22 protein-coding genes are annotated in these 22,902 nt (G+C 33.2%); 16 read left to right on the top strand and 6 right to left on the bottom strand.

Translation table 11 applies throughout. The annotated features are described in order from the left end of the window. Window positions 1-37 precede the first annotated feature (37 nt). The 11 genes from ABD859_RS21285 (at window position 38) to ABD859_RS21235 (ending at window position 12,573) form a co-directional block, all read left to right on the top strand. Window positions 38-1,303 (top strand): hypothetical protein, encoded by a 1,266-nt coding sequence (locus ABD859_RS21285; protein ID WP_345146722.1) that lies wholly within the window; start codon window positions 38-40, stop codon window positions 1,301-1,303. A gap of 87 nt (window positions 1,304-1,390) precedes the next feature. Further along, window positions 1,391-3,544, top strand: a complete 2,154-nt coding sequence (locus ABD859_RS21280) for a TonB-dependent receptor (RefSeq protein WP_345146721.1) — start codon at window positions 1,391-1,393, stop codon at window positions 3,542-3,544. 42 nt (window positions 3,545-3,586) lie between these two features. Beyond that, window positions 3,587-4,864, top strand: coding sequence for a RidA family protein (locus ABD859_RS21275; RefSeq protein WP_345146719.1), 1,278 nt, complete (start codon window positions 3,587-3,589; stop codon window positions 4,862-4,864). A gap of 320 nt (window positions 4,865-5,184) precedes the next feature. Beyond that, on the top strand, window positions 5,185-6,066 hold the full coding sequence (locus ABD859_RS21270) for a helix-turn-helix domain-containing protein (protein WP_345146717.1): 882 nt from the start codon (window positions 5,185-5,187) through the stop codon (window positions 6,064-6,066). 104 nt (window positions 6,067-6,170) lie between these two features. After that, on the top strand, window positions 6,171-6,671 hold the full coding sequence (locus ABD859_RS21265; RefSeq protein WP_345146715.1) for a tetratricopeptide repeat protein: 501 nt from the start codon (window positions 6,171-6,173) through the stop codon (window positions 6,669-6,671). 215 nt (window positions 6,672-6,886) lie between these two features. After that, window positions 6,887-7,786, top strand: coding sequence for a MerR family transcriptional regulator (locus tag ABD859_RS21260; RefSeq protein ID WP_345146713.1), 900 nt, complete (start codon window positions 6,887-6,889; stop codon window positions 7,784-7,786). A 37-nt stretch (window positions 7,787-7,823) separates the two neighbouring features. Next, a complete protein-coding gene (locus tag ABD859_RS21255) occupies window positions 7,824-9,290 on the top strand; it encodes a phytoene desaturase family protein (protein WP_345146712.1) in 1,467 nt (488 codons plus the stop codon). 3 nt (window positions 9,291-9,293) lie between these two features. Then, window positions 9,294-10,133 carry a phytoene/squalene synthase family protein gene (locus ABD859_RS21250; RefSeq protein WP_345146710.1) on the top strand — a complete coding sequence of 280 codons (840 nt, stop codon included), beginning with the start codon at window positions 9,294-9,296 and terminating at the stop codon, window positions 10,131-10,133. Window positions 10,134-10,231: 98 nt separating this feature from the next. Then, window positions 10,232-10,672 carry a sterol desaturase family protein gene (locus ABD859_RS21245; protein ID WP_345146709.1) on the top strand — a complete coding sequence of 147 codons (441 nt, stop codon included), beginning with the start codon at window positions 10,232-10,234 and terminating at the stop codon, window positions 10,670-10,672. Window positions 10,673-10,723: 51 nt separating this feature from the next. Next, complete coding sequence (locus tag ABD859_RS21240; RefSeq protein ID WP_345146708.1) at window positions 10,724-11,233, top strand: SRPBCC family protein; 510 nt, start codon at window positions 10,724-10,726, stop codon at window positions 11,231-11,233. 44 nt (window positions 11,234-11,277) lie between these two features. Then, window positions 11,278-12,573, top strand: a complete 1,296-nt coding sequence (locus ABD859_RS21235; RefSeq protein ID WP_345146706.1) for a cryptochrome/photolyase family protein — start codon at window positions 11,278-11,280, stop codon at window positions 12,571-12,573. A 78-nt stretch (window positions 12,574-12,651) separates the two neighbouring features. Here ABD859_RS21235 and ABD859_RS21230 read toward each other — a convergent pair whose 3' ends face one another. Beyond that, a complete protein-coding gene (locus tag ABD859_RS21230; protein ID WP_345146705.1) occupies window positions 12,652-13,956 on the bottom strand; it encodes an ABC1 kinase family protein in 1,305 nt (434 codons plus the stop codon). Beyond that, window positions 13,953-14,615, bottom strand: coding sequence for a TetR family transcriptional regulator C-terminal domain-containing protein (locus ABD859_RS21225; protein ID WP_345146704.1), 663 nt, complete (start codon window positions 14,613-14,615; stop codon window positions 13,953-13,955). The genes ABD859_RS21230 and ABD859_RS21225 overlap by 4 nt, the downstream gene beginning before the upstream one ends. 98 nt (window positions 14,616-14,713) lie before the next feature. On the opposite strand from ABD859_RS21225, the gene ABD859_RS21220 reads away from it, so the two are divergent. Further along, window positions 14,714-15,625: a TIGR01777 family oxidoreductase gene (locus ABD859_RS21220; RefSeq protein ID WP_345146703.1), complete on the top strand. Its 912-nt coding sequence runs from the start codon at window positions 14,714-14,716 to the stop codon at window positions 15,623-15,625. Window positions 15,626-15,627: 2 nt separating this feature from the next. On the opposite strand, the gene ABD859_RS21215 is transcribed toward ABD859_RS21220, so the two are convergent. The 4 genes from ABD859_RS21215 to ABD859_RS21200 form a co-directional block, all read right to left on the bottom strand. Then, window positions 15,628-16,197 (bottom strand): YceI family protein, encoded by a 570-nt coding sequence (locus ABD859_RS21215; protein ID WP_345146702.1) that lies wholly within the window; start codon window positions 16,195-16,197, stop codon window positions 15,628-15,630. A gap of 262 nt (window positions 16,198-16,459) precedes the next feature. Next, window positions 16,460-16,855, bottom strand: a complete 396-nt coding sequence (locus ABD859_RS21210; protein WP_345146701.1) for a VOC family protein — start codon at window positions 16,853-16,855, stop codon at window positions 16,460-16,462. 42 nt (window positions 16,856-16,897) lie between these two features. Continuing rightward, window positions 16,898-17,446 carry an acyl-CoA thioesterase gene (locus ABD859_RS21205; protein WP_345146700.1) on the bottom strand — a complete coding sequence of 183 codons (549 nt, stop codon included), beginning with the start codon at window positions 17,444-17,446 and terminating at the stop codon, window positions 16,898-16,900. Between the two features lie 36 nt (window positions 17,447-17,482). Continuing rightward, entirely contained in the window at window positions 17,483-18,856 is a 1,374-nt protein-coding gene (locus ABD859_RS21200; RefSeq protein WP_345146699.1) for a DNA recombination protein RmuC, read from the bottom strand. Window positions 18,857-19,055: 199 nt separating this feature from the next. On the opposite strand from ABD859_RS21200, the gene ABD859_RS21195 reads away from it, so the two are divergent. The 4 genes from ABD859_RS21195 to ABD859_RS21180 are packed head-to-tail and all read left to right on the top strand — an operon-like array spanning window position 19,056 to window position 22,893. Then, on the top strand, window positions 19,056-19,904 hold the full coding sequence (locus ABD859_RS21195; protein WP_345146698.1) for a protease complex subunit PrcB family protein: 849 nt from the start codon (window positions 19,056-19,058) through the stop codon (window positions 19,902-19,904). Window positions 19,905-19,912: 8 nt separating this feature from the next. Then, complete coding sequence (locus tag ABD859_RS21190) at window positions 19,913-20,317, top strand: hypothetical protein (RefSeq protein ID WP_345146697.1); 405 nt, start codon at window positions 19,913-19,915, stop codon at window positions 20,315-20,317. A gap of 51 nt (window positions 20,318-20,368) precedes the next feature. Then, window positions 20,369-20,920 (top strand): RNA polymerase sigma factor, encoded by a 552-nt coding sequence (locus tag ABD859_RS21185; RefSeq protein ID WP_345146696.1) that lies wholly within the window; start codon window positions 20,369-20,371, stop codon window positions 20,918-20,920. After that, window positions 20,917-22,893, top strand: a complete 1,977-nt coding sequence (locus ABD859_RS21180; protein ID WP_345146695.1) for a hypothetical protein — start codon at window positions 20,917-20,919, stop codon at window positions 22,891-22,893. Before ABD859_RS21185 ends, ABD859_RS21180 begins: the two co-directional genes overlap by 4 nt. Window positions 22,894-22,902: the final 9 nt, after the last annotated feature.

The following is a 22,902-nucleotide window of genomic DNA, read 5'->3' as shown; positions in this document are numbered from 1 at the left end:
TTTAAAATTTTAATAATTCAAATAAACAGTAAAGAAAATGAAAAAGACAGGATTATTATGTGCACTATTAATCGCAATTGGTGTTTATACAGGACACTCTCAAATAAAATTCCCATTTGAAGGAAAAACAGAAGACGGAAAACCATTGTATGAAATGGAATTTTCGCCGCGATTAAAATTAAACGGATTCGCCAATTTAGGAGGCAATGCTTTAAACTCACAATCCTTAAATTTAAACTCAGCAGATCCGTACAATCCGCTTACTGCAAAAGGCGCTGATTTTAATATGTACCAAACACAATTGGCTTGGAAAACGACTTATAACGGTTTCGAAAAAGGTCCTTTAGTAATGTATGTTGAAGGACAATGGTGGGGCGCGCCTGGTGCAGGAGGTAATTTGCAGTTAAGAGTGGCTTATGTAGATTACAACCACTGGCACGTAGGTCAGGACTGGAGCTTTTTTGGAGGAGGATCTTCAACTTGGTACAACACCTTAGACTGGGAAGGGCCAAACAGCGGCACTTGGGCTCGTCATTTACAGTTAAAATATTACAACAATTTTGGCGAAGATAAATCTTGGAAATTTGAAGGCGGTATCGAAAGTTCTGCATCTTCACTAAAAATTGCTGGAGGTATAACTCCGGGGCAATTTTCTGTAGATCCAATTCTGGCTTTTACAAAATATCAAAAAGACGGAGGTTTTCTTAGACTTGCAGTAATGGGACGTACCATACGATATGCTAAAGAAGACAATACAAACGCCATGACAGCCGGCTGGGGAGTAAATGCCAATTACAAAACAATGCTAAACTCAAAAAGTTATTTTATGGCACAAGGTTTGGCAGGATCAGGAATTGCAGGATCTTACACGCTTTCAGGACAATTGTTTAGCGGCGGCGGTCAAGCAACGATGTATGACGGAATTTACAATCAAAATGGTACTTTCAAAACTGTACCCGTTTATGGAGGATCTGCCGGAATAGAATACTTTTTTGGAGAAAAAAACAAACTACACTCCAATTTGGTTTTAGGATACACATCAATGACCTACAATGATACCGCTTCAAGTCTGGTAAACACAGGAGTTATTAACGATAATGCAGCAGGTCAGTTTGTATCTAATAATTCTGAATCGTCAACGCGCGTGGCATTGCCTTATGCAACAGTAAATATGATGTATAACGTAACCAAGAATTTCCTGATTGGCGTAGAATATAATCACGGAGCAAAACAAATCATAAATTCTACCACACAAACTTCAGACGTAAATCGCATTGGAGTTGGTGTAATGGCAGGATTTTAATTCTACAGCAGGTTATTTTCAAAACATAAAATAACCTGCTTTCTATTGCTTTTTTCTAAAGCAAAACACGTTTAAAGTTAATGACAGATGAAAAAACATTTCCCATTTACAGCATTTTTTTTTCTAATCTACTCCATGACTGCTTTAGCAAATGGAGAACCAAAACCATTTATCATTAACCAAAAAGAATGCAAAGCAAATGTAATAGAATCTCCATTTCAGAAACCTGGAGATACTATTCCAAAACTAAAAAACAAAAACCTGAAAGACACTAAAATAGAATTAGCAGATACGATCAAAGGCTTAATGCTCGATCAGGTCGTGATATCATCTAAAAAAGTGGAAGGCGAAATTATTGGAATCGATTTAAAAAAAGTGCCCGTTAATTCGTCACAGGATTTATTGCGAAAAGTCCCTGGACTTTTTATTGCGCAGCATGCCGGAGGCGGAAAAGCCGAACAGATTTTTCTTCGCGGTTTTGATAATGATCACGGAACCGATATTGCCATAACTGCCGATAGAGTTCCTGTAAACATCGTATCGCATGCACACGGACAAGGATATTCTGACCTCCATTTCTTGATACCCGAAACGGTAAAAAACATTGATTTTGGAAAAGGTTCTTATTATGCAGACAAAGGAGATTTTAACACTTCTGGCTATGTAGATTTTCATACCTATGATTCGGTAGACGAAAGCATGTTTAAAATTGAAGGAGGCAGTTTCAATACATATCGTCTTGCTTCAATAGTAAATATTGTTAATGATGCCGTAAAAGACCGTCACGCTTATCTGGCTGGCGAATACAATTATACCGATGGACCATTTGATGTCAAACAAGATTTTAAAAGGTTAAATCTGCTGGGCAAATACAATCAGGCAATTGGTCGTTTCGGATACATTAGCGCACAAGCTTCCGTTTTTAATTCATCATGGAATGCTTCTGGACAAATACCCGAAAGAGCCGTTACCGAAGGTTTAGTAAGCAGATTTGGTTCTCTCGACACTACCGAAGGCGGTAATACATCGCGTGTAAATATTTTAGCCAATTATAATTATACGCCAAATGACAATCAAAAACTTCAAACCAGTTTTTACTACACCCACAATGTATTCAATTTATACTCTGATTTTACTTTTTATCTTGTTCATCCTGATAAAATGGATGAGATAAACCAATATGACAATCGAGATACTTACGGAACAAACAATAGCTATTCTTATCATTTTGATTTAGGAGAATCTAAGCTCGACTGGGTTTCGGGAATTGGCGCCCGTTTTGATAATATTCATGATCTCGAATTAAGTTATGTAACAGCACGTACCGAACTTAACGAAAGATTGGCTTGGGGTTCTGCCAAAGAGGCTAATGCAAATGCTTATACATCGGCTGATTTTAGCTTTGGGAAATGGCGATTGAACGGAGGACTTCGTGCCGATTGGTTCTACTTTAGTTATTTTGACAAACTCCTGCCTGAAAACGGAAACCCTTCTTATACAAAAGCACGCATAAGTCCAAAGTTTAGTGCCTTTTATAATCCAACAGACAAAGTCAGCATTTATGTAAAATCAGGTTTAGGATTTCATTCTAATGATGTTCGCGATGTGGTTTTACAACACGGAGAAAACATACTTCCTCTTTCTGCAGGAACAGATTTAGGAACCATTCTTAAACCCATAAAAGGATTAATCGTTAATCCGATTTTATGGTACACATATTTGAGCAACGAATACGTTTGGAACGGAGACGAATACGGAATAAGCGATGTAGGCAAAACCAAAAGAATTGGTGCCGATTTAACGCTTCGTTACCAGCCTCTTCCCTATTTATATTTAGATACAGAATTCAACTGGGCCAATCCTCGTTTAATTGGCGAACCAAAAGGAAACAATTACGTAGAGCTTGCACCCACATTTACAAGTACTGGTGGTATAGGCATACAAACTACCAACGGTTTTTCATGCAATTTACGCTATCGCTACATGCACGATCGTCCTGCAAATCAAGACAACAGTATTGTTGCTCAAGGCTATTTTGTAAATGATTTGGTAATGGGATATCAAATAAAAAAATGGAGTGTCAATATGCAGATTCAGAATCTATTTAATGTAAAATGGAACGAAGCCATGTTTGCACAAACCACCAGACTTCAGGGCGAACCAAGCGCAGGTATCGAAGAACTTACTTTTACACCAGGCACACCCATGTACATTAAAGCCGGAATTACCTATAAAATCTAAACATTAGAGCATTCAATAATAATTAAATAATAAATAAACAAAATGAGTTTAAAAAAAGTAAATTCAATAGCAGCAAGAAATACAGAAAAAGCACCAGCAAATATCGGCTCAAGTTCACAAACCGTAGCATTTTCTCATTACAATAATTTATCAGCTCAATTGCCAATTGATCCACAATCGGGTAAATTAGTAAGTGGCGAAATAAAAGAACAGGCAGAGCAATGCTTTAAAAACATTAAAGCAATTGTAGACAGCATTGACCATGTCATGACCGATATTGTAAAAGTTACTGTTTTTGTTACCAACATCAAAGATCTTGACATTGTAAACGAAGTTTATAAAACTTATTTCCCAACTTATGTTCCTACAAGAACAGACGCTGTAGTTACTGCTTTGCCAATGAATGCTCTGGTGCAGATTGAAGCACTTGTTTCTAACTGCGAAGGCACAATTCCAGAAGCACCACAAGCAGGCGATCTTATAAAACTGACAAACAATACGGCAAATGCGCCTGTAAGTTCTTTATCATCACAAACTGTTGCTTTTTCTCATTACAATAATCTTTCGGCACAATTGCCTGTTGATCCAAAATCGGGTAAAGTAGTCGAAGGCGGAATCAAACAGCAGACAGCACAATGTTTAAAAAACATTAAAGCAATTTTAGAAAGCATAGATGTCCCTTTTGACGACATTGTCAAAATAAACATTTTCCTTAAAAACCTATCCGATCTGGATGCTGTAAATGAAGTCTATACCACATTTTTTCCAGATTCGTCTATTGCAAGAGCAGTGGCTTACCTTCCGGCACGAACAGTAATCAATGTTTCAAACTTATCTATGAATGCTTTAGTGCAGATTGAAGCCGTTGTATCGCACGGAGACGGAACACCTCCACAAGCGGTTGAAGACAGACACGGAATTATTATAGAAGCAAACAATACAGAAAATGCTCCAATCGATGCATTCTCAACACAAACTGTCGCTTTTTCTCATTACAATCACCTTTCGGCACAATTGCCTATCGATCCTAAAACAGGTAAAATTACAGCTGGCGGTATAAAAGAACAGACAGCACAATGCCTGAAAAACATTCAAGCTATCGTAGAAAGCATTGATCACGTAATGGCTGATGTTGTGAAAACAAATATCTTCCTTAAAAATATAGAAGATCTTCAAACGGCAGAAGAAGTCTACAAAACATTTTTCCCAGAAGGCATTCCGGCAAAAAGAATTATTGGAGTAACATCCTTACCACAAAATGCATTAATACAAATAGACGTTGTAGTATCTAATGCAGAAGGAACACCTCCAAAAAAGTAAGATTTATTTAGATAACTGCCCCCAATATATTATAATAATCTGTTTTAAAGCAAAAACCAGATTTAGTTATAATAATGGGGGTTAAATTTTGATTTTATTTATGAAATAATTATCTAAAATTTAATACCCAATTATAAATTTACGCTTGTTTTATTGATGTTCTAATTTTAAATTTGCAAAATAAATACTACAAAAAAATAATCATCTTCCAAAGAAAAACCAATCGATATTAGAAACTCTGTTATCTAAAAAAGTATTAAAATTAAACTACAGCTTGGATTTTTTATCCAAAATGAAAGCAAAAAACAATATTGGGTTAAATGAAAAAATCATTTCAGATTTTAAATTCATACGAATACAAAAATCAATTTCTTCCTGATGTAAATAAAACAGTACTATATGACAATTCTAAATTACAGTTGTATAGAATTGAAAATTATTTAAAAAGAATTAAAATTCCCGTTCCGCCATACAGAACCACTTTTAATTTTTTAATCTTCATTACAAAAGGATACGTTATTCAGCAAATTGAAGATGAAAACTATAAAATAGAATGCGGCGAGATTATTAACGTAAAACAAGGCAGTATAACCAGAACACACGAATTGTCTCAAGATGCAGAAGGTTTTTATTTAATTTATGAAAATGAAATTATAACCTCAATATCTTTAAGCACACAGGATTTAATGTTTTTTTCTTCAGATCCATTTATAAAAATTCCACAATCTTCACATTCCTGGATGATCAAAATATTCGAATTGCTGGAAGAAGAATTACATACCGAATCGCCTCTGCAAGAAACATGCAACGCTGTTTTCACTGCTATTTTATCAAAAATAATAGCATTAACAACACATTCTCCGCTTACCCTCGCCAGAGAAATGGAAATTACACATCGTTTTAGAGAACTATTGCAAAAACAATACAAAGAACACAAAGATGTATTTTTTTATGCATGGCAGTTAAATATATCCGGTTCCTATTTAAATAAATGCGTAAAAAAAGCAACCGGAAAACCGCCAAAACAATGGATTCATGAAGTTTGTATTCTGCAAAGTAAAATACTCCTAAAAGATCTGGGGCATGATATTTCAGATGTAGCCAATATATTAGACTTTCAGTCTCTGTCGCATTTTTCAAGAATATTTAAAAAAATAACCGGACAATCACCGTCGGCATTTTGTACAGAGATAAAAAAATAAAGTAAAAATATCACACAATTCTTTTACAAAAGAAACCTTCTTACAAAACAAAACTTTCATAAATTCGTAGGCAAATAATTAATCACTAATCCCAAATTAGTTTTATGAAAAACCTACTACTTGTATCATTTATTATGATAAGCTTTTCGTCGTGGTCACAAACCGCAGCAATTTATTTTAACAAAGCTTTTAACAAGGCTGCAGCCGGAAATTACAAAAGCGCAATTGCAGATTACACAAAAGCCATTGGCAAAGATTCTAAATTCGTTGAAGCGTATCAAAACCGAGGCGTAGCCAAATACAAACTCAACGACTTAAAAGGAGCCATGTCTGATTTTAACAAAACAATCGAATTAGACAAAATGAATGCAGATGCTTTTACCGGCCGTGCCAATGTAAACTTTAAACTATCAAACTTCAAAGAAGCAATTAACGACTGTACCTCTTCTCTTGGATTAAATCCAAGAGATTACGTTGCCTATAATTTAAGAGGTTTGGCTTACAGCAATATTGGAGACAAAGCAAATTCTTGCAAAGATTTTACAAAAGCAATCGAATTAGGAAGTCAGAGCGCTTTAAAAAACAGAGCTTCTTTCTGTAAATAATAAGCCTAAAAAACGAAGAATAGTCTGCTGCAATTTTTTAATCAGCAGACTTTTCTTCGTTTTTATCAAAGTAATATATTTCTTAAAAAATAATTACCTGATTTTAGGTAAAAAATATATTATGAATACTTAAACCTCTAATTCTCTATCTTTTTGATGTAGTTTTAAGCCGAATTTAAGATTTTATTTTACTTTTGTTCACTTAACCAAACAAAATGATAAACAATATAAAAACTGTTTTCAGTATAAAAGACCTTGAGAATTTATCTGGTATTAAAGCCCACACCATTCGTATTTGGGAAAAAAGATACAACATTCTTGAACCAATGCGAACTGATACGAATATCAGGCTTTATAATCTGCAAAATTTACAGAAACTTTTAAATATTACTTTATTACACGAGTACGGTTATAAAATTTCTAAAATCGCGACCTATCCTGAAGAACGCATTCCACAGTTAGTTCGCGAAATTATATCAAAGAAAAACTCTCAGAATTACGCCATTACCTCTTTTAAAATGGCGATGATGAATTTTGATCAGGAATTGTTTTTCAATACTTTCGACTGGCTTATTTCAGAAAAAACTTTTAAAGAAGTTTTTAAAGAACATTTTCTGCCTTTATTAAAAGAACTGGGACTTTTATGGCAGTCTGAAACCATTACGCCTGCAAATGAACATTTTATGAGTCATTTAATTAAGCAGAAAATCTTAATTTATACCGAAAGTTTACAAATCCAGAAACCCACAAAAACCGACAGAATCTTTGTACTTTCTCTTCCATTAAATGAAATTCATCAAATTGGATTATTATATCTTCAATATGAAATTTTATCTAAAGGGTACAAAACCATTTATTTAGGAGAAAGCATGCCTATAGAAAACCTTCAGGATCTTACCAAACATTTTGAAAACATCACTTTTGTTTCGTTTATGACTATACAACCGGACAGAAGTGTTATAAATCAATATGTTAAATCGATGGGACAGAAATTGCTTCAAAAAAACAACGAAGTATGGCTTATGGGTAAAATGGTTGAACATATCGACAGAAAAAATCTACCGGAAAGAATCCGCATTTTCGATTCGATGGAAGAAACAATGGAAACTATTTAATTATTTTGTTTAAAGTTTTTGTATATTTGTTAAACAAATGACAAAAACAATCGCAATAATAGGATCAGGCTTTTCTTCGTTAGCCGCTTCATGTTACTTGGCAAAGCAAGGAAACAAGGTCACTATTTATGAAAAAAATTCAACGATTGGCGGTCGCGCCAGACAATTTAAAAAAGACGGTTTTACATTCGACATGGGACCAAGCTGGTATTGGATGCCCGATGTATTTGAACGTTTTTTTCAGGATTTTGGTAAAAAATCAGCTGATTATTACGAGCTCATAAAACTAAATCCGGCTTACAGGGTTTATTTTGGAATAAATGATTTTATTTCCATTTATGACAATCTCGAAGATATTAAAACAGCATTTGAAGAAATTGAGAAAGGAAGCGGTAAAAAACTGGAAACTTTCATCAATCAGGCCAAAAGCAATTACGATATCGCGATAAAAGATCTAGTATACCGTCCCGGAGTTTCTCCGCTTGAATTAATTACAAAAGAAACCGCTTTAAAACTTAATCAGTTTTTTGGTAATGTCAGCGCAGACATTCGCAAGAAATTTAAAAACGAAAAACTGATTCAAATTCTGGAATTTCCGGTTTTGTTTCTGGGTGCAAAACCTTCAAAAACACCTTCTTTTTATAATTTCATGAATTATGCCGATTTCGGTTTAGGAACGTGGCATCCAAAAACAGGAATGTTTGATGTCATACGCGGACTCGAAAAACTAGCACTCGAACTTGGTGTTGCGATTAAAACCAATTCGCCAATTCAAAAAATACACGTTGAAGACAAAACCGCCGCCGGAATTGTAATTAACAATGAAATTATAAAAGCCGATATTGTTTTAAGCGGAGCCGATTATCATCATACTGAATCATTACTAAACAATGAACATCGCGTTTATTCTGAAAAATATTGGGAAAGCAGGACATTTGCTCCTTCTTCCCTTCTGTTTTTTGTTGGCTTCAATAAAAAAATCGAAAACATATCGCATCACGCCTTATTTTTTGATACTGATTTCAACCAGCATGCCATAGATATTTACGATAATCCAAAATGGCCGGATGAACCTTTATTTTATGCTAATTTTCCATCCAAAACAGATAAAACCGCCGCACCTGAAGGTATGGAATCAGGTTTTTTTTTAATTCCGCTTGCTCCCGGAATTGAAGACAACAATACGCTTAGAGAAAATTATTTTGAAAAAATAATCACTCGTTTTGAACAGCTTACACAGCAAAAAATTAGAAATAACATTATCTTTAAGGAATCATTCTGTAAAAATGACTTTGTAGCAGACTATAATGCTTACAAAGGAAATGCTTACGGAATGGCGAATACATTATTGCAAACTGCATTTTTAAGGCCCAAATTAAAAAGCAAAAAAGTCAGGAATTTATATTTTACAGGACAATTAACTGTTCCTGGTCCAGGTGTTCCGCCTGCTTTAATTTCAGGAAAACTTGCCGCTGAATTAATTCAAAAATCTTTTAGATCTTAAAAAATGAAATCACTATTCGACGCCGTATCTTTTAAATGCAGTAAGCTGGTTACCAAAAACTACAGCTCTTCTTTTTCGATTGCCGTAAAAATGCTTTCACCAAGCATTCGCGATGCTATTTACAGCATTTACGGGTTTGTTCGTTTTGCCGATGAAATTGTAGATTCATTTCATGATTATGAAAAAGAATACCTTATCGACGATTTTGAAAAAGAATATTACAAGGCGATGGAATTAGGGATCAGCTTAAATCCTATTCTTAACTCTTTTCAGCATACTGTAAAACAATATAATATTACTGATGATCTTGTTCAGGCATTTTTAAAAAGCATGAAACTCGATCTTATAAAATCGACTTATAATACTCAGGCAGAATATGCCGATTATATTTACGGTTCTGCCGATGTTGTAGGTTTAATGTGTTTGAAAGTTTTTGTGGCTGGAAAAAAACACAAATACGATGAGTTAAAAGAAGAAGCAATGCGTTTAGGATCGGCTTTTCAAAAGGTAAATTTCCTGAGAGATTTAAAAGACGATAACACGATTTTAAACAGAACTTATTTTCCGGGAATTAATCTTGAAAATTTTAATGAAGATTCTAAAACACAAATCATTAAAGAGATCGAAGAAGATTTTAGAATTGCATATCAGGGAATTGTAAAATTGCCTATTGAAGCCAAATTTGGTGTTTATACCGCTTATGTTTATTATAGAAAACTGCTCAAAAAACTAAAAAATACGCCGTCTCATAAAATTGGAAATTCAAGAATAAGAGTTTCAAATTATACTAAAGCCGGACTTTTAGCTCAGTCTTTTGTAACTTACAAGTTAAAACTGGTTTAGACCATTGATAAGAAATATTCTTTAGAGTTAATTTTTTATAATCTAAAGCTAAACTCAAAACATTTTAAATCATAATTTTAATTACAACATTTATAAAAATGATTTCTTTTTTAATCTTTTTAGGCGTTTTTTTGTTTATGGAATGTGTTACCTGGCTTACTCATAAATATGTCATGCACGGTTTTATGTGGTATTTTCACGCCGACCATCATCAGCCCAAATACGAGCATACTTTTGAGCGCAATGATATTTTCTTTGTCATTTTTGCGATTCCAAGCATTCTCTTGTTTTATTTTGGAGTTCAGGGCGGATTTAATTATTTGTTTTTTATTGCCTGCGGTGTTACACTTTATGGCGCCTGCTATTTTCTAATTCACGATGTTTTAATTCATCAGCGTTTTAAATGGTTTAAAAACACTAAAAACAAATACCTCATAGGACTCAGAAAAGCACATAAAATTCATCATAAACATCTTAATAAGGAAAAAGGAGAATGTTTTGGAATGTTGTTCGTACCGTTTAAATATTATAAAATGTAAACGGCGGTTTTTTATACATAAAAACATTGTAACAATTGATTTAGCAAGAAGATGAAATTATACAAAATAGCAACCGTACAATATGTAAATGCCAGCGTAGAAGAATGCTGGGATTTTTTCTCCAGTCCAAAAAATCTTCAAACCATTACACTGGACAATATGAATTTTGAAATTCAGGATTTTGACGAAAAGCGAATGTATCACGGCCAAATTATTACTTATACATTACGGCCGCTTTTCGGAATTAAAATTTCCTGGGTAACCGAAATCACAGCCTGCAAAGAAAATCAATATTTTATAGACGTTCAGCGTTTTGGTCCATACAAATTATGGCATCACAAGCACTTTTTTGAACGTACTCCGGACGGCGGTACAAAAATGACAGACATTGTTCATTACGCTCTTCCGCTTGGAATTTTTGGCAGAATCATGAATACCCTTATTGTAAAAAATAAACTGAAAACTATTTTTGATTTCAGACACAACAAAATCGAAGAATTATTCAATTCAAAATCACAGCCAAAGATTATTCAAATAAATGCTGAGCAAAAAAGCATTTAGTCTAACACATTAGAATAAAAAAATCGTCAGGCAAAAATTCTAAAATGACAAAACAAAAAGTTTCCTTTTTCTGGTTTAGACGTGATTTACGTTTAGAAGACAACACCGGATTATTTCATGCTCTGCAATCAGATTTTCCAGTTATTCCTTTATTTATTTTTGATGATGATATTCTGGAACATCTGCCAAAAAATGATGCCAGAGTTAGTTTTATTTATGATTCACTTCAAAAAATAAATACTGATTTAAAAAATTTTGAATCTTCAATCTTAATTAAAAAAGGAAAAACAAAAGAAGTCTGGAAATCGCTTTTAAACGAATTTGATATTCAAAGTGTATTTTTTAATAAAGATTATGAACCTTTTGCCATAAAACGCGATACAGCGATTTGTTCTCTATTAAAAGAAAATAACATTGATTGTATTTCTTTTAAAGATCATGTTGTTTTTGAAGAAAAAGAAATCACAAAAGCCGACGGAAGTCCGTATACTGTTTACACGCCTTATAAGAACAAGTGGCTCGAAAAATATCATTTTCTTGGACCATTACCAGAATGTGATCCGCTCTCACTACAAGCTAATTTTGCAAAAAAACAGTTTTCATTTCCTCAATTATCAGAAATAGGATTTGAAAAAAGCACTATAAAAGTACAGCCTCATAATTTATCTCAAATTGTAAATTATAAAGAAACCAGAGATTTTCCTGCCCTAGACAGCACATCGTATCTTTCGCCTCATTTGCGTTTTGGAACCGTAAGCATTCGCAAATTGGTAAACTGGGCGAACAAAAAAAATCAAACATTTTTAAGTGAATTAATCTGGAGGGAATTTTTTATTCAAATTCTGTTTAATTTTCCAAACTGCGTTAACCACAATTTTAAACCTGCTTACGACGGAATTAAATGGCGTAATAATGAAGATGATTTTAAACGCTGGTGCGAAGGAAAAACTGGTTACCCAATGGTCGATGCAGGAATGCGTCAATTAAACGAAACCGGATATATGCACAATCGTGTGCGTATGGTTACGGCAAGTTTTTTATGCAAGCATTTATTAATTAACTGGCAGTGGGGCGAAGCTTATTTTGCCGAAAAATTATTAGATTTCGAACTCGCTTCAAACGTAGGAAACTGGCAGTGGGCAGCAGGAACCGGATGTGATGCTGCGCCTTATTTCAGGGTTTTTAATCCGGAAATCCAACAGAAGAAATTTGACGAAAAAGGCGAATACATTCGTAAATGGATTCCTGAATTTGATTTTGGTTATTCTGAACCTATGGTCGATCATGCTTTTGCCAGAGATCGTGCTATCTCAACTTACAAGGCTGGCATTTTAAAATAAAACTTCAATTTTTTAAATTCCAAATTCCAACTTTACAAATTGGAATTTGGAATTTTTTTTATTGAAATTTAAAATCTTCTAGTATTTCAAATAATTATCTACAACAATCTTCGCTTTTAAATCGAACATTAAATTATATAAACCAAAGAAAGTTCTGTTCATGTAAATAAAATGCTTAGAACCGCGGTTTCCGTTCATTTTTTTAAGATTTGTATCTTCAGAAAAACGTTTACCTAATTCTCCAATAGCATTAAAGAACGTTTCATCGGCAAAATCGAAAGTTTCGTTTTGAAAAGGCTTTGTAAAAAGCGATAAAAGTTCATGAAACATTTCAGTAAAATATTCTACCTCAGCGGGAGTATCGTCTGGACGAAGTATTTCTAATTCGAATAATTTATCATTAAAAAGTTTCTCATCTGTAATCACATTTTTGTTGATTAACTCAAAATACGGCGTATAAAAATCTTCCGGAATTTGTTTCATACATCCAAAATCTAAAGCGATTAATTGGTTCTGATCATTAACCAAAAAATTCCCCGGATGCGGATCTGCATGAACTTTGCGAAGAACATGAATTTGGTACATATAAAAATCCCAAAGAGCCTGTCCTATTTTATCACCAGCTTCCTGATTGGTATTTTGAGCTGTAAATTCAGAAAGGTGAATTCCCGTCATCCAATCCATTGTAATGATTTTCTCTGACGAAAACTCCGGATAATAGTTTGGAAAAGTGATGTTTTCGATTTTACTGCACGCATCAACTACTTCCTGACTTTGTTTAAGCTCCAGCAAATAATTGGTTTCTTCAATTAGTTTGTCTTCAACTTCCTTAAAATATTTATCAGAATCTTTTCCCTGCAGGTTAAACATTCTAATAGCAATAGGCTTTACCAACGCCAAATCTGAAGAAATACTGTTTGCAACACCTGGATATTGTATTTTAACGGCTAACTTTTTATTATTTTTCTTTGCCAGATGTACTTGACCAATACTTGCTGCGTTGACAGAATTTGGATTAAACTCATCAAAAATTTCATAAGGCGTCTTGCCAAAATTGCTTTTGAATGTTTTTAAAACCAAAGGCGCAGAAAGCGGCGGTACCGAAAACTGCGACAAAGAAAATTTTTCTACATAAGCCTGAGGCAGAAAATTCTTGTCCATACTCAGCATTTGTGCAACTTTCAATGCACTTCCTTTTAGGCTTTTTAATCCGTCGTAAATATCTTCGGCGTTATTTTCGTTTAATTTATCTCGGGTTAAATCAGGGTTAACTACTTTTTCGGCATAATGCTTTATGTAATTTACACCAATTTTAGCACCGGTCTGTACCAGTTTTCCGGCTCTTTCAATTTTTGAGGTTGGAATATAATCGATTGTTTTCATTGTCTGCTGTATACTTTTTCTTTAAATAGAAATTTTCCAAAATCTATTAAATGATTCATTGGCGCCACATTCATTAATTCAAATGAAGCGTTAACCGATTTTTCGATAAAAATATCTGTTTTCTCAAATGCTGCAGATTCGTCTTCCATCCAGAATTTAATGGTAAGCATTAATTGCAGCCATGAAGATTCCTGAATGGCTTTTTCCTGAAATTTTTGAAATTTTTCCTGCTCAAGTCTGTAATCATCAGTTAAAATTTCTGATACATAATTTTTAAAACTTTCGCGAAGAGTTGTAAGCTGCACTAAATTCTTAAGCGGATTTCTATCAATTTTAAGAGTCTGTAAAACGTAACTTCTGTTTGCAGTTAAAATTTCGAAGAAAGTAAAATAAAAACTCAGCATTTTATTTTTCATATCATATTGCTGATATTCTTCGTTTTTGTGAAGCAAGTTAACCGTGTTTTCAAAAAACAGTCGGAAAATTTCTTTTTCTAAACCTTCCAATGTTCCAAAAAAGGCATAAAATTCAGCCTCTGTAAAATCATTTTCTTTGGCAAAATGATAAACTGATTTTGGTTTTTGACCTTTTTCTAAAACCTCATCCATGTATTTTGAAACGATATCATCTTTGGTGATTGTATTTTTTTTAGCCGCCATTTTATTAAAATTTAGAATTTGCCATAAAGGTAAACATTGTTTAAGTACCTTTACTAATCCTTAAACAATATACACTGTTAAATATATTATAAACTATTATGGCTCAAAATGTTCTATTAACTGGTGGCAGCGGATTCATTGGAAGTTATTTAACAAATCTTCTTATTGGAGCAGGCTACACCGTATCAGTTTTGAGTCGGAACAATAAAGAAAACACAGATACAATTACATATTACAAATGGGACTTAAATAAAAATTATATTGACGAAAATGCGGTCCTGAATGCTGATTACATTATTCATCTTGCAGGCGAAGGAATTGTAGAAAAAAGATGGACAGAAAAACGTAAAAAAGCCATTATAAAAAGCCGTGTAAAACCGATTGATTTAATTTTTTCGGTATTAGAAAAAAACAACAAGAAACTAAATGCTTTTATCTCAGCCTCGGCAGTTGGAATTTACGGCGCGGTAACGAGTCATAAAATCTGCACGGAGGATACACCTGCGGCAAATGATTTTTTAGGTAAAACTTGCCAGATATGGGAACATGCATCTGATAAAATTGAAGCATTGGGAATCAGGACTGTAAAAATCAGAACCGGAATTGTATTTGGTAAAGATGAAGGTTTTTTAAAAAAAGTATCTCCGAGTTTTAAATCTGGTTTTGGTGTCGCGCTGGGAACCGGAAAACAATATCTGCCGTGGATTCATATTGAAGATTTATGCCAGATATACTGCAAATCTGTTACTGATGACCAAATGCACGGCCCGTACAATGCCGCTGTGACAGATAATACTACAAATGAAAGATTCTCCAGAATACTGGCTTCATTGTACGGATATGCAATATGGCTGCCTAAAATTCCTCCTTTTATTTTAAGACTTGTTTTAGGTGAAATGAGCGAAGCGGTTTTAAAAGGACAAAGGGTTTCTTCTGAAAAAATCCAGCGAACTGGTTTTGAGTTTCAGTTTACTGATTTAGAAAAAGCGTTAATAAGCTGTATTCACTAAAATTATTTCAAAGTCAGATATTTTATATCATCACTTTGCACAACGCCCAGCAAATGCGTGTTGGCTGTTTTTGAAATTTTATTGGCTACCACACTTGGTATTGCAATATTAAAATCAGAAACCGAAATAGGATAATTACATGAAATTTGTATTCCTTCGGGTACTCTCTTTATTAAAGCTTTCATTTCGATTATTTTCGATTTTCCGTGAAGATAAAGTTTTCCCTTTACATCGTATTCCTTTTCGTTTCCGTCGATGTCTTTTAAATCAAATTTTTCGATTTTGCCTTTAAAAACAGATTTTGGATAGCGATGACTTTCAACATAGTTTTGATTAAAATGCTCCTGCATTAAATCCATTTTAAAACGAAAATCTTTTATGGTAACAGTACATATTAAAGTACTTGTGGCGGGTTCGAGAACAATAGTCCCGAGTTGATTTACCGCTTTTACCTCTTCAAAAAAAGGTACAGAAGCTTCAAAATTCACAATTGCTGCGGCAGTTTTAAATTTATCCTGGGCAAGTAATGAAAACGTGGTAAATAGTAAAATAAGTAATGTAGTTCTTTTCATAATCGTCAGCAATTAAACAATTATGTCATTCTGTTTATTTTTTAAGAAAAGAAAAAACTGAACTCTAAAAAAACAGAACGGCGTACTCAGTGAAAAATTCCGTAACCTTAATGATTACAATTAAAGTTACGAAATTTCTATGTGCAGAGTTGCTGAACTAATGCTAAATATTTGTGAATATTTTACAGTGTAAATAATGGCGATAAATGTAAAATCAGATGTCTCGCAGGGATTTTATGATCACAATTATCGGAACATCATTTTATCCCTGAATTGGTGTGCATATTTCTAATAAAAATCCTTCTGGATCTCTTACATACGCAACTACTTGTCCCCAAGGTTTTTTCTTTGGTTCTGTAACTAAAATAGCTCCAAAAGAAGTAGCTTTTTGAACAACTTCGCCAACATCTTCTGTTATAAAACCTAGTTCTATTGCAAAGGGTTTATCTTCTAAACTGCTTTCCAGAAAACCATCTTCTAAATTTTGCGAGGCTAACTTTTTTGATGCAAATGAAATGGTCGTTTCTCCCGTATTTAATTCTCCGTAATCATTGTCCGGACTTATAAATTTCCTTTCAAAACCAAATGCGTTTTCATAAAACTCTATTGCTTTTTGCACGTCTTCAACGTACAAGATTGTATATCCAAATTTTACCATGATTTCTTTATTTGTATGAGTATTGAATAAAGATAGGAAAATTTAGCTGATTTCTAAAAGCACATTATATTTATCTAAGCTTGCCAGATCTTCAATTGAATTTACTGTCGTAAGTTTTTCGTGTTCTTCAATTTCTTTTCGAACTTCGATATGTTTAACCGCTTTTCTAAAACGTCTTACTTCTTCAAGATTCGACAAAATAAGTCCCGGAACCTGAACACTTTTTCCGTCTTTATCTTTAGCCACCATTGTAAAGTAAGATGAATTACAATGTTTAACAACTCCGGTTTGAATGTTTTCTGCTTCAACTCGAATTCCAACGATCATAGAACTTCTTCCCACATAATTTACAGAAGCTTTCATAGTAACCAATTCGCCAACCTCAATAGGTTTTAGAAAGTTTACAGTGTCTACAGAAGCTGTTACGCAGTAATTTCCGCTGAATTTTGATGCCGAAGCAAATGCAATCTGATCCAGCAGCTGTAAAATATATCCTCCATGTATTTTACCGCTGAAATTGGTGTGCGACGGAAGCATTAATTCTGAAATACTAATTTTTGATGATGAAACGGGTTTAAAATCTGCAGTCATGTTTGTTTTGTTTTTTTTGGAATATTTGGTATTATTTTAATTCAATAATTCGTTTTCATCAGTATTTAAAGCCCTGTTGATAATATTTTCCGGAAGTGATTTTTTTGCCTTCGCTCCCATTTTTTTAAGTTTTTCTACACTTGTTATCAGGTTTCCTTTTCCTTCTACGAGTTTGTTCATGGCGTTTTCGTATTCTGTTTTAGTGTCTTTAATTTTATTTCCTATTCGAACTAAATCAGTTACAAAACCTTCAAACTTATCATACAAAGCTCCGGCTTGTCTGGCAATCTCAAAAGCATTTTCCTGTTGTTTTTGATTGGCCCACATACTGTCTATTGTTCTTAAAGTGGCCAATAAAGTACTTGGCGTAACGATTACAATATTTCGGTCAAAAGCTTTTGTATATAAAGCCGGGTCTTCGTTTAAAGCAATGGCAAAAGCAGGTTCTATAGGAATAAAAAGCAAAACAAAATCCGGACTCTCCATTCGGTACAAATCATGATAATTTTTATTTCCAAGCTGTTCTACATGTCTCTTTATAGATAAAACATGTTCTTTAAGCAATTCGATTTTCAATAAATCAGATTCTTCGTTAACCCATTTTTCATAAGCTACAAGAGAAACTTTAGAGTCAACAATCATTTTTTTGCCATCGGGTAAATTAATAATAACATCCGGCATAACGCGATTTCCTTCGGCATTTACAAAACTCTGCTGAACTTCATATTCGCGGCCTTTTTCTAAACCTGATTTTTCAAGTACGCGTTCTAAAACTAATTCGCCCCAATTTCCCTGCATTTTGCTGTCGCCTTTTAATGCTTTGGTTAAGTTTAAGGTTTCTTTGCTCATTTGCGCGTTCATTTCGCTTAAGCCAATAATCTGCTGACGAAGCGCTGCATGATAATCAATGCTTTCTTTATGAGTCTGATCGACTTTTTGCTCAAATACATGAATTTTGTCCTGAAGCGGTAACAGAATATTTTTCATGTTTTCGCTGTTTTGCTCTGTAAATTTTGCCGATTTTTCTTCAAGGATTTTATTGGCCAGGTTTTCAAACTCTTTGGTAAATTTTTCCTGAAGTTCGTTAATTTCACTTTTTTGTTCTTTATGACGTTCCCATAAGTTTTCAAAATCGACTTCTTTTTTTGAAAGCTGTATGGCAAGGCTGTCTTTTTCAGTCCTGATATTTTCTTTTTCTGAGGCAGATAACTGAAGCTGTTTTTGAAAATTATTTCTTTCTATCTCAAATTGTTCTCTTTGAAGTTGTATTTGTTGCGTATTTGCATTTAATCTTTCTTCCAAAGAAACTTTTTCGGACTGAAATTTAGCCGAAAACAATATTTTACCTAAGTATATACCTAAGAACAAAGCCACTACAAAAGCTAATAAATAAGGAAGAAAATCAAACATATCTAAGTTTTTATTAAGTAAAAATACGCAATAATACGTAGTTTTTGGTTTTTAAATTAAAATATCACGAATTAGTATGGGTTCTAAATTAAACAAACAATCTAAATAAGATTTACGGAAATCCTTTAAAAAAATATTTTTTAACGCAACCTTTTCATAAGAGTTTCATCTACTTGATATAACCTATTAAAATTTTATCATGAAAAAATTAATGTTGAGCTTATTTATAGCTTTTGGATTGAATGGATGCTCGCTTAATAACGACGATTATAATGTAAGCTGTGGAAACGACGTAGATGTATCTTTTACAGGTTTTCCTCTATTATGCAATTACGGTGTAAAAACACTGCCAAATAATCCAACTGCTTATGTGTTGGAATCACAAGAAAAAATGGATACTTACTTCACAAAACATGAAAATACATGTGCTGTGGCTAGTGATCCTAACGTTGATTTTAGTAAAAATTTATTGGTTGGAATTTTTGCCGGAGCAAAACCTACAAGCGGTTATGCAATAAAAATTACAAGTATTATGGAAAATGCCTGCCAGATTACTATTAACTTTTATGAAAAAGCGCCTTTGGCGGGAGAAAACATTACTCAGGCTCCAACATATCCTTCAGATTTTATTTTGATTCCAAGAACCAACAAACCTATCTATTTTAACAAAACTAACGAAAGCCCAGATCACATCGTAATTGGAAGTTTTGGCACAACAAATTCTTTCTTTCAAATAAATGATTTCAACATTTTGAATTTTCTTAACGTAGCAACAGGAAAATACGATTTCAGCCAATACAGATATACTGCAAAAGCAAAAAGAAGCGATTATTCTTCATTTGTAAAAAGCGTTCCTGCTGAGATTTTAGCTTTAAAAGGAAAAACAAAAACTTACGGAACTCCAGATACTGCAGGTATTTACTTTGAATTACACCAGGGAATTGACGTAACTAAAATTTATATCGACAATAACGACACCGAAGACCAAAGCACTGAGGTAAAAGCATTTAAAAAAGCTATTCAGGATAAAATTGCAAGTTTAAAATAAGCAGCAGTATGAAAAAACACTTTATTTTTTTAATCGCGATAAGTCTTTTTTCCTGGGTATATTCATATTCAACAGAATCTACAACTATAGGTTCCGGTTCGATAATCAATACCTGGATTTGGGAAAAATCAATTGGCGGCGGAGATAATCCTTATACCGTAACTCCAAAAACTATTGGTTTTACAAAAAAAGTAGTTTTTACTCCAGAAGGAAAAATTGTTACTTATAAAAACAATGTTGAGATTCGAGTAAGCAATTATCAAATAGAAAAAGGTCTTGGTTTTTTAGATCAGGCAGAGCATGACCTGATTACTTTTGAAGGGAAAACATATATCATAGAAAACCTTGATAATCAAAACCTAACAATTGTAAGCAACAACGCTAATGCCGTTCGAACTATTTACAAAAGGTAGTTTTGTAAGCTTATAAAAACTATTTTTGCAAAACCAAAAGCAACCATTTTCTTGAAAGACGATTTAGAAAAATATATTAAGCTGTGCATGAAAAATGACAGAGAGGGACAACTGAAAATTTATCAGTTGTTCTCTCCTGTTTTGTATGGTATCTGTCTTAAATATATGAAAAATGAAGATGATGCAAAAGATGTTTTTCAGGAAGCTTTTGTAATCGTTTTTCAAAAAATAAACCAATACAAATTTGAGGGAAGTTTTGAAGGATGGCTTAAACGAATTTTTATTAATAAACTCATTGAGACTTTAAATAAAAAGAAAAAAGAAAGTTTCTTTTTGGATGTTTTTGATCCCGACACTGATTTTGTTGAAGAAGAAGAACTGGAAGTACTGCCCATAGAACAAGAAAAACTGTTAGAATATATACGGGATTTACCAGATCAATACCGAACGGTTTTTAACCTCTATGTTTTTGAAAAAATGAAGCACAAAGAAATCGCCGATTTATTAAAAATTTCAGAAGGAACATCAAAATCAAATTTAAATCGGGCCAAGCACATTTTGCAAAAAAAAATACTGAGCATAAAAAATTTTAAGACAGCATGAAGAAGCACAAAATAGAAGATATTTTTTCATCAATGGAAGACTTTTCGAGTGTTCCGCCTCCAGAATTATGGAGTCAGATTGAAGAAAAATTAGACAAACCTAAAAAGAAGAAGAGAGTGATTCTTTGGTGGTCGGCTGCTGCATGCTTATTATTAGGCTTAATGCTTCCATCTGTATTACATTTTTCTTCTAATGATAAACAGATAAACAAAATTCAAAATAATACCATAGAAAACAACAGCATTGTTCTGGATGAAAAATCAAATAAAACCAATGGCAGTGAAAAAATTAATATCAATGAAAATGCTATTGAAAATGACAATCAATCAATAAACAACAATCAAAATTCATCATCACAAAAACCGGCTGATCATTCAGACAAAACATTAAATACAAACACAGAAACTGCAATTGTAAATGCTGATTCTCAAAATAAAACAAACAGTAATTCTTTGAATTCAAAATCAAAAGATTTACAAAACAAAATAAATAACAATGCAGCTCTTGCTGAAAAAACGGAAATTATTGAAAAAGAAAATCAGTTTAATTCGGCATCTAAAAATCAATATTCTGTTAGCAAAAGTGCCAAATCTAATCAGGCTGTTGCCGAAAAGTCATTGGCTCCGGTTAAAGAAAACAAATTTAATTCTGATTCAAAAAATCAATTTTTAAATACCAAAAACGGAAAAGCAAATCAGGCTGTTGCTGATAAATCATTGGTTCCGGCTAAAGAAAACAGTTTTAATTCTGATTCGAAAAACCAATTTTTGAGTCCTAAAAACGGAAAAGCAAATCAAATTGCTTCCGAAAAAACGTATAGTCCTAATCAAACGAATCGTTTTAATACGGGATCAAAAAGTTCGTTATCTGACATTGAAAAAAGAAACGCAGACAAAGTTCTGGCCGAGAAAACATTTACTTCGGGCAAACAAAATAAATTTAACGCGGCTTCTAAAAATCAAATTTCTAATTCGATTTTTGAGAATGGTTCAGCATCAAAAAACAATAATCCAATTGCATTTGCAATACCAAACTCTAATGTAAACGGAAATCAAAACACTGTAAATTCAAATAAAGAAAAACAAAGCATTCAAAACTCAGCAGAAAAAAGTATTGCGAGTGTTCAAAAAAATAACTTGACAAACCATACCGCTTTTACAAACACGAATGTTTTGACTAAAAAAGATTCAGCTCAGCTGGCAGAACTTCAAAATCTTGAAAAAGGAATTGTAACGCCAACTGCCGAAGAGAAAAAGAAAAAAGAAGACAAATTGCTTTCTAAGTCTGAAAAATGGGCTTTACAGCTTTTTGCGGGTGTTGCTAATTCTGAAAATTATAGTAAAAATAAAACTTTAGGAAACGTAAATGATTCTAAACAAAGTAATTCGTATGGTGTAAAAACACAGTATAAAATAAACAAAAAATGGGCTGTTGCCTCTGGTATTAAGATTAATGAACTTGGGCAGAGTGTAGAAAATGTTTCGTACTACAGTGCCAGAAACAGTGCTCTTTTTACTCCGGTTGACTATTTTGCCCAAAACTCAACTATGCCGCAGATTGCCAGCGATGCTAATTATGTTTTGGTTTCAAATAATGCAAAAGAATCTATAAACAGCAACAATATTCAAACAGGAAATCTGGATCAAAATTTAAGATATCTTGAAATGCCATTAGAGGTTTCGTATTCAGTTTTTTGCAAAAATAAAACAAGCATTAATTTAAATACCGGAGCATTTGTTGGTAAATTAATTTCAAACCATGTTGCTTTAGATGGTAATTCTTTAGGAGAAAATATAAATGCAAATGATTATGTATACGGTTCTACTTTGAGCAGTACGATTCAATACCGTGTTTACAAAAAAACTAATGTTTTTGTAGAGCCGGCTGTAAATTATTATGCAAATCCATTGAACAGCCAGTCTTTCAATCAGTTTCAATGGGGATTAAATTTTGGGTTAAATGTTAACTTTTAGTGTGGTGTA

Origin of the sequence: Flavobacterium ginsengiterrae, assembly GCF_039539785.1 — a bacterium.
Lineage (GTDB): Bacteria > Bacteroidota > Bacteroidia > Flavobacteriales > Flavobacteriaceae > Flavobacterium > Flavobacterium ginsengiterrae.
Note: the sequence above shows the minus strand (reverse complement) of the source record. Positions and strands in the feature narration are given on the sequence as shown.

Bases quoted from the DNA above. Each gene is read 5' to 3' on its own strand.
- ABD859_RS21285 (WP_345146722.1), top strand. From the start codon at position 38: ATGAAAAAGACAGGATTATTATGTGCACTATTAATCGCAATTGGTGTT.
- ABD859_RS21280 (WP_345146721.1), top strand. From the start codon at position 1,391: ATGAAAAAACATTTCCCATTTACAGCATTTTTTTTTCTAATCTACTCC.
- ABD859_RS21275 (WP_345146719.1), top strand. From the start codon at position 3,587: ATGAGTTTAAAAAAAGTAAATTCAATAGCAGCAAGAAATACAGAAAAA.
- ABD859_RS21270 (WP_345146717.1), top strand. From the start codon at position 5,185: ATGAAAAAATCATTTCAGATTTTAAATTCATACGAATACAAAAATCAA.
- ABD859_RS21265 (WP_345146715.1), top strand. From the start codon at position 6,171: ATGAAAAACCTACTACTTGTATCATTTATTATGATAAGCTTTTCGTCG.
- ABD859_RS21260 (WP_345146713.1), top strand. From the start codon at position 6,887: ATGATAAACAATATAAAAACTGTTTTCAGTATAAAAGACCTTGAGAAT.
- ABD859_RS21255 (WP_345146712.1), top strand. From the start codon at position 7,824: ATGACAAAAACAATCGCAATAATAGGATCAGGCTTTTCTTCGTTAGCC.
- ABD859_RS21250 (WP_345146710.1), top strand. From the start codon at position 9,294: ATGAAATCACTATTCGACGCCGTATCTTTTAAATGCAGTAAGCTGGTT.
- ABD859_RS21245 (WP_345146709.1), top strand. From the start codon at position 10,232: ATGATTTCTTTTTTAATCTTTTTAGGCGTTTTTTTGTTTATGGAATGT.
- ABD859_RS21240 (WP_345146708.1), top strand. From the start codon at position 10,724: ATGAAATTATACAAAATAGCAACCGTACAATATGTAAATGCCAGCGTA.
- ABD859_RS21235 (WP_345146706.1), top strand. From the start codon at position 11,278: ATGACAAAACAAAAAGTTTCCTTTTTCTGGTTTAGACGTGATTTACGT.
- ABD859_RS21230 (WP_345146705.1), bottom strand. From the start codon at position 13,956: ATGAAAACAATCGATTATATTCCAACCTCAAAAATTGAAAGAGCCGGA.
- ABD859_RS21225 (WP_345146704.1), bottom strand. From the start codon at position 14,615: ATGGCGGCTAAAAAAAATACAATCACCAAAGATGATATCGTTTCAAAA.
- ABD859_RS21220 (WP_345146703.1), top strand. From the start codon at position 14,714: ATGGCTCAAAATGTTCTATTAACTGGTGGCAGCGGATTCATTGGAAGT.
- ABD859_RS21215 (WP_345146702.1), bottom strand. From the start codon at position 16,197: ATGAAAAGAACTACATTACTTATTTTACTATTTACCACGTTTTCATTA.
- ABD859_RS21210 (WP_345146701.1), bottom strand. From the start codon at position 16,855: ATGGTAAAATTTGGATATACAATCTTGTACGTTGAAGACGTGCAAAAA.
- ABD859_RS21205 (WP_345146700.1), bottom strand. From the start codon at position 17,446: ATGACTGCAGATTTTAAACCCGTTTCATCATCAAAAATTAGTATTTCA.
- ABD859_RS21200 (WP_345146699.1), bottom strand. From the start codon at position 18,856: ATGTTTGATTTTCTTCCTTATTTATTAGCTTTTGTAGTGGCTTTGTTC.
- ABD859_RS21195 (WP_345146698.1), top strand. From the start codon at position 19,056: ATGAAAAAATTAATGTTGAGCTTATTTATAGCTTTTGGATTGAATGGA.
- ABD859_RS21190 (WP_345146697.1), top strand. From the start codon at position 19,913: ATGAAAAAACACTTTATTTTTTTAATCGCGATAAGTCTTTTTTCCTGG.
- ABD859_RS21180 (WP_345146695.1), top strand. From the start codon at position 20,917: ATGAAGAAGCACAAAATAGAAGATATTTTTTCATCAATGGAAGACTTT.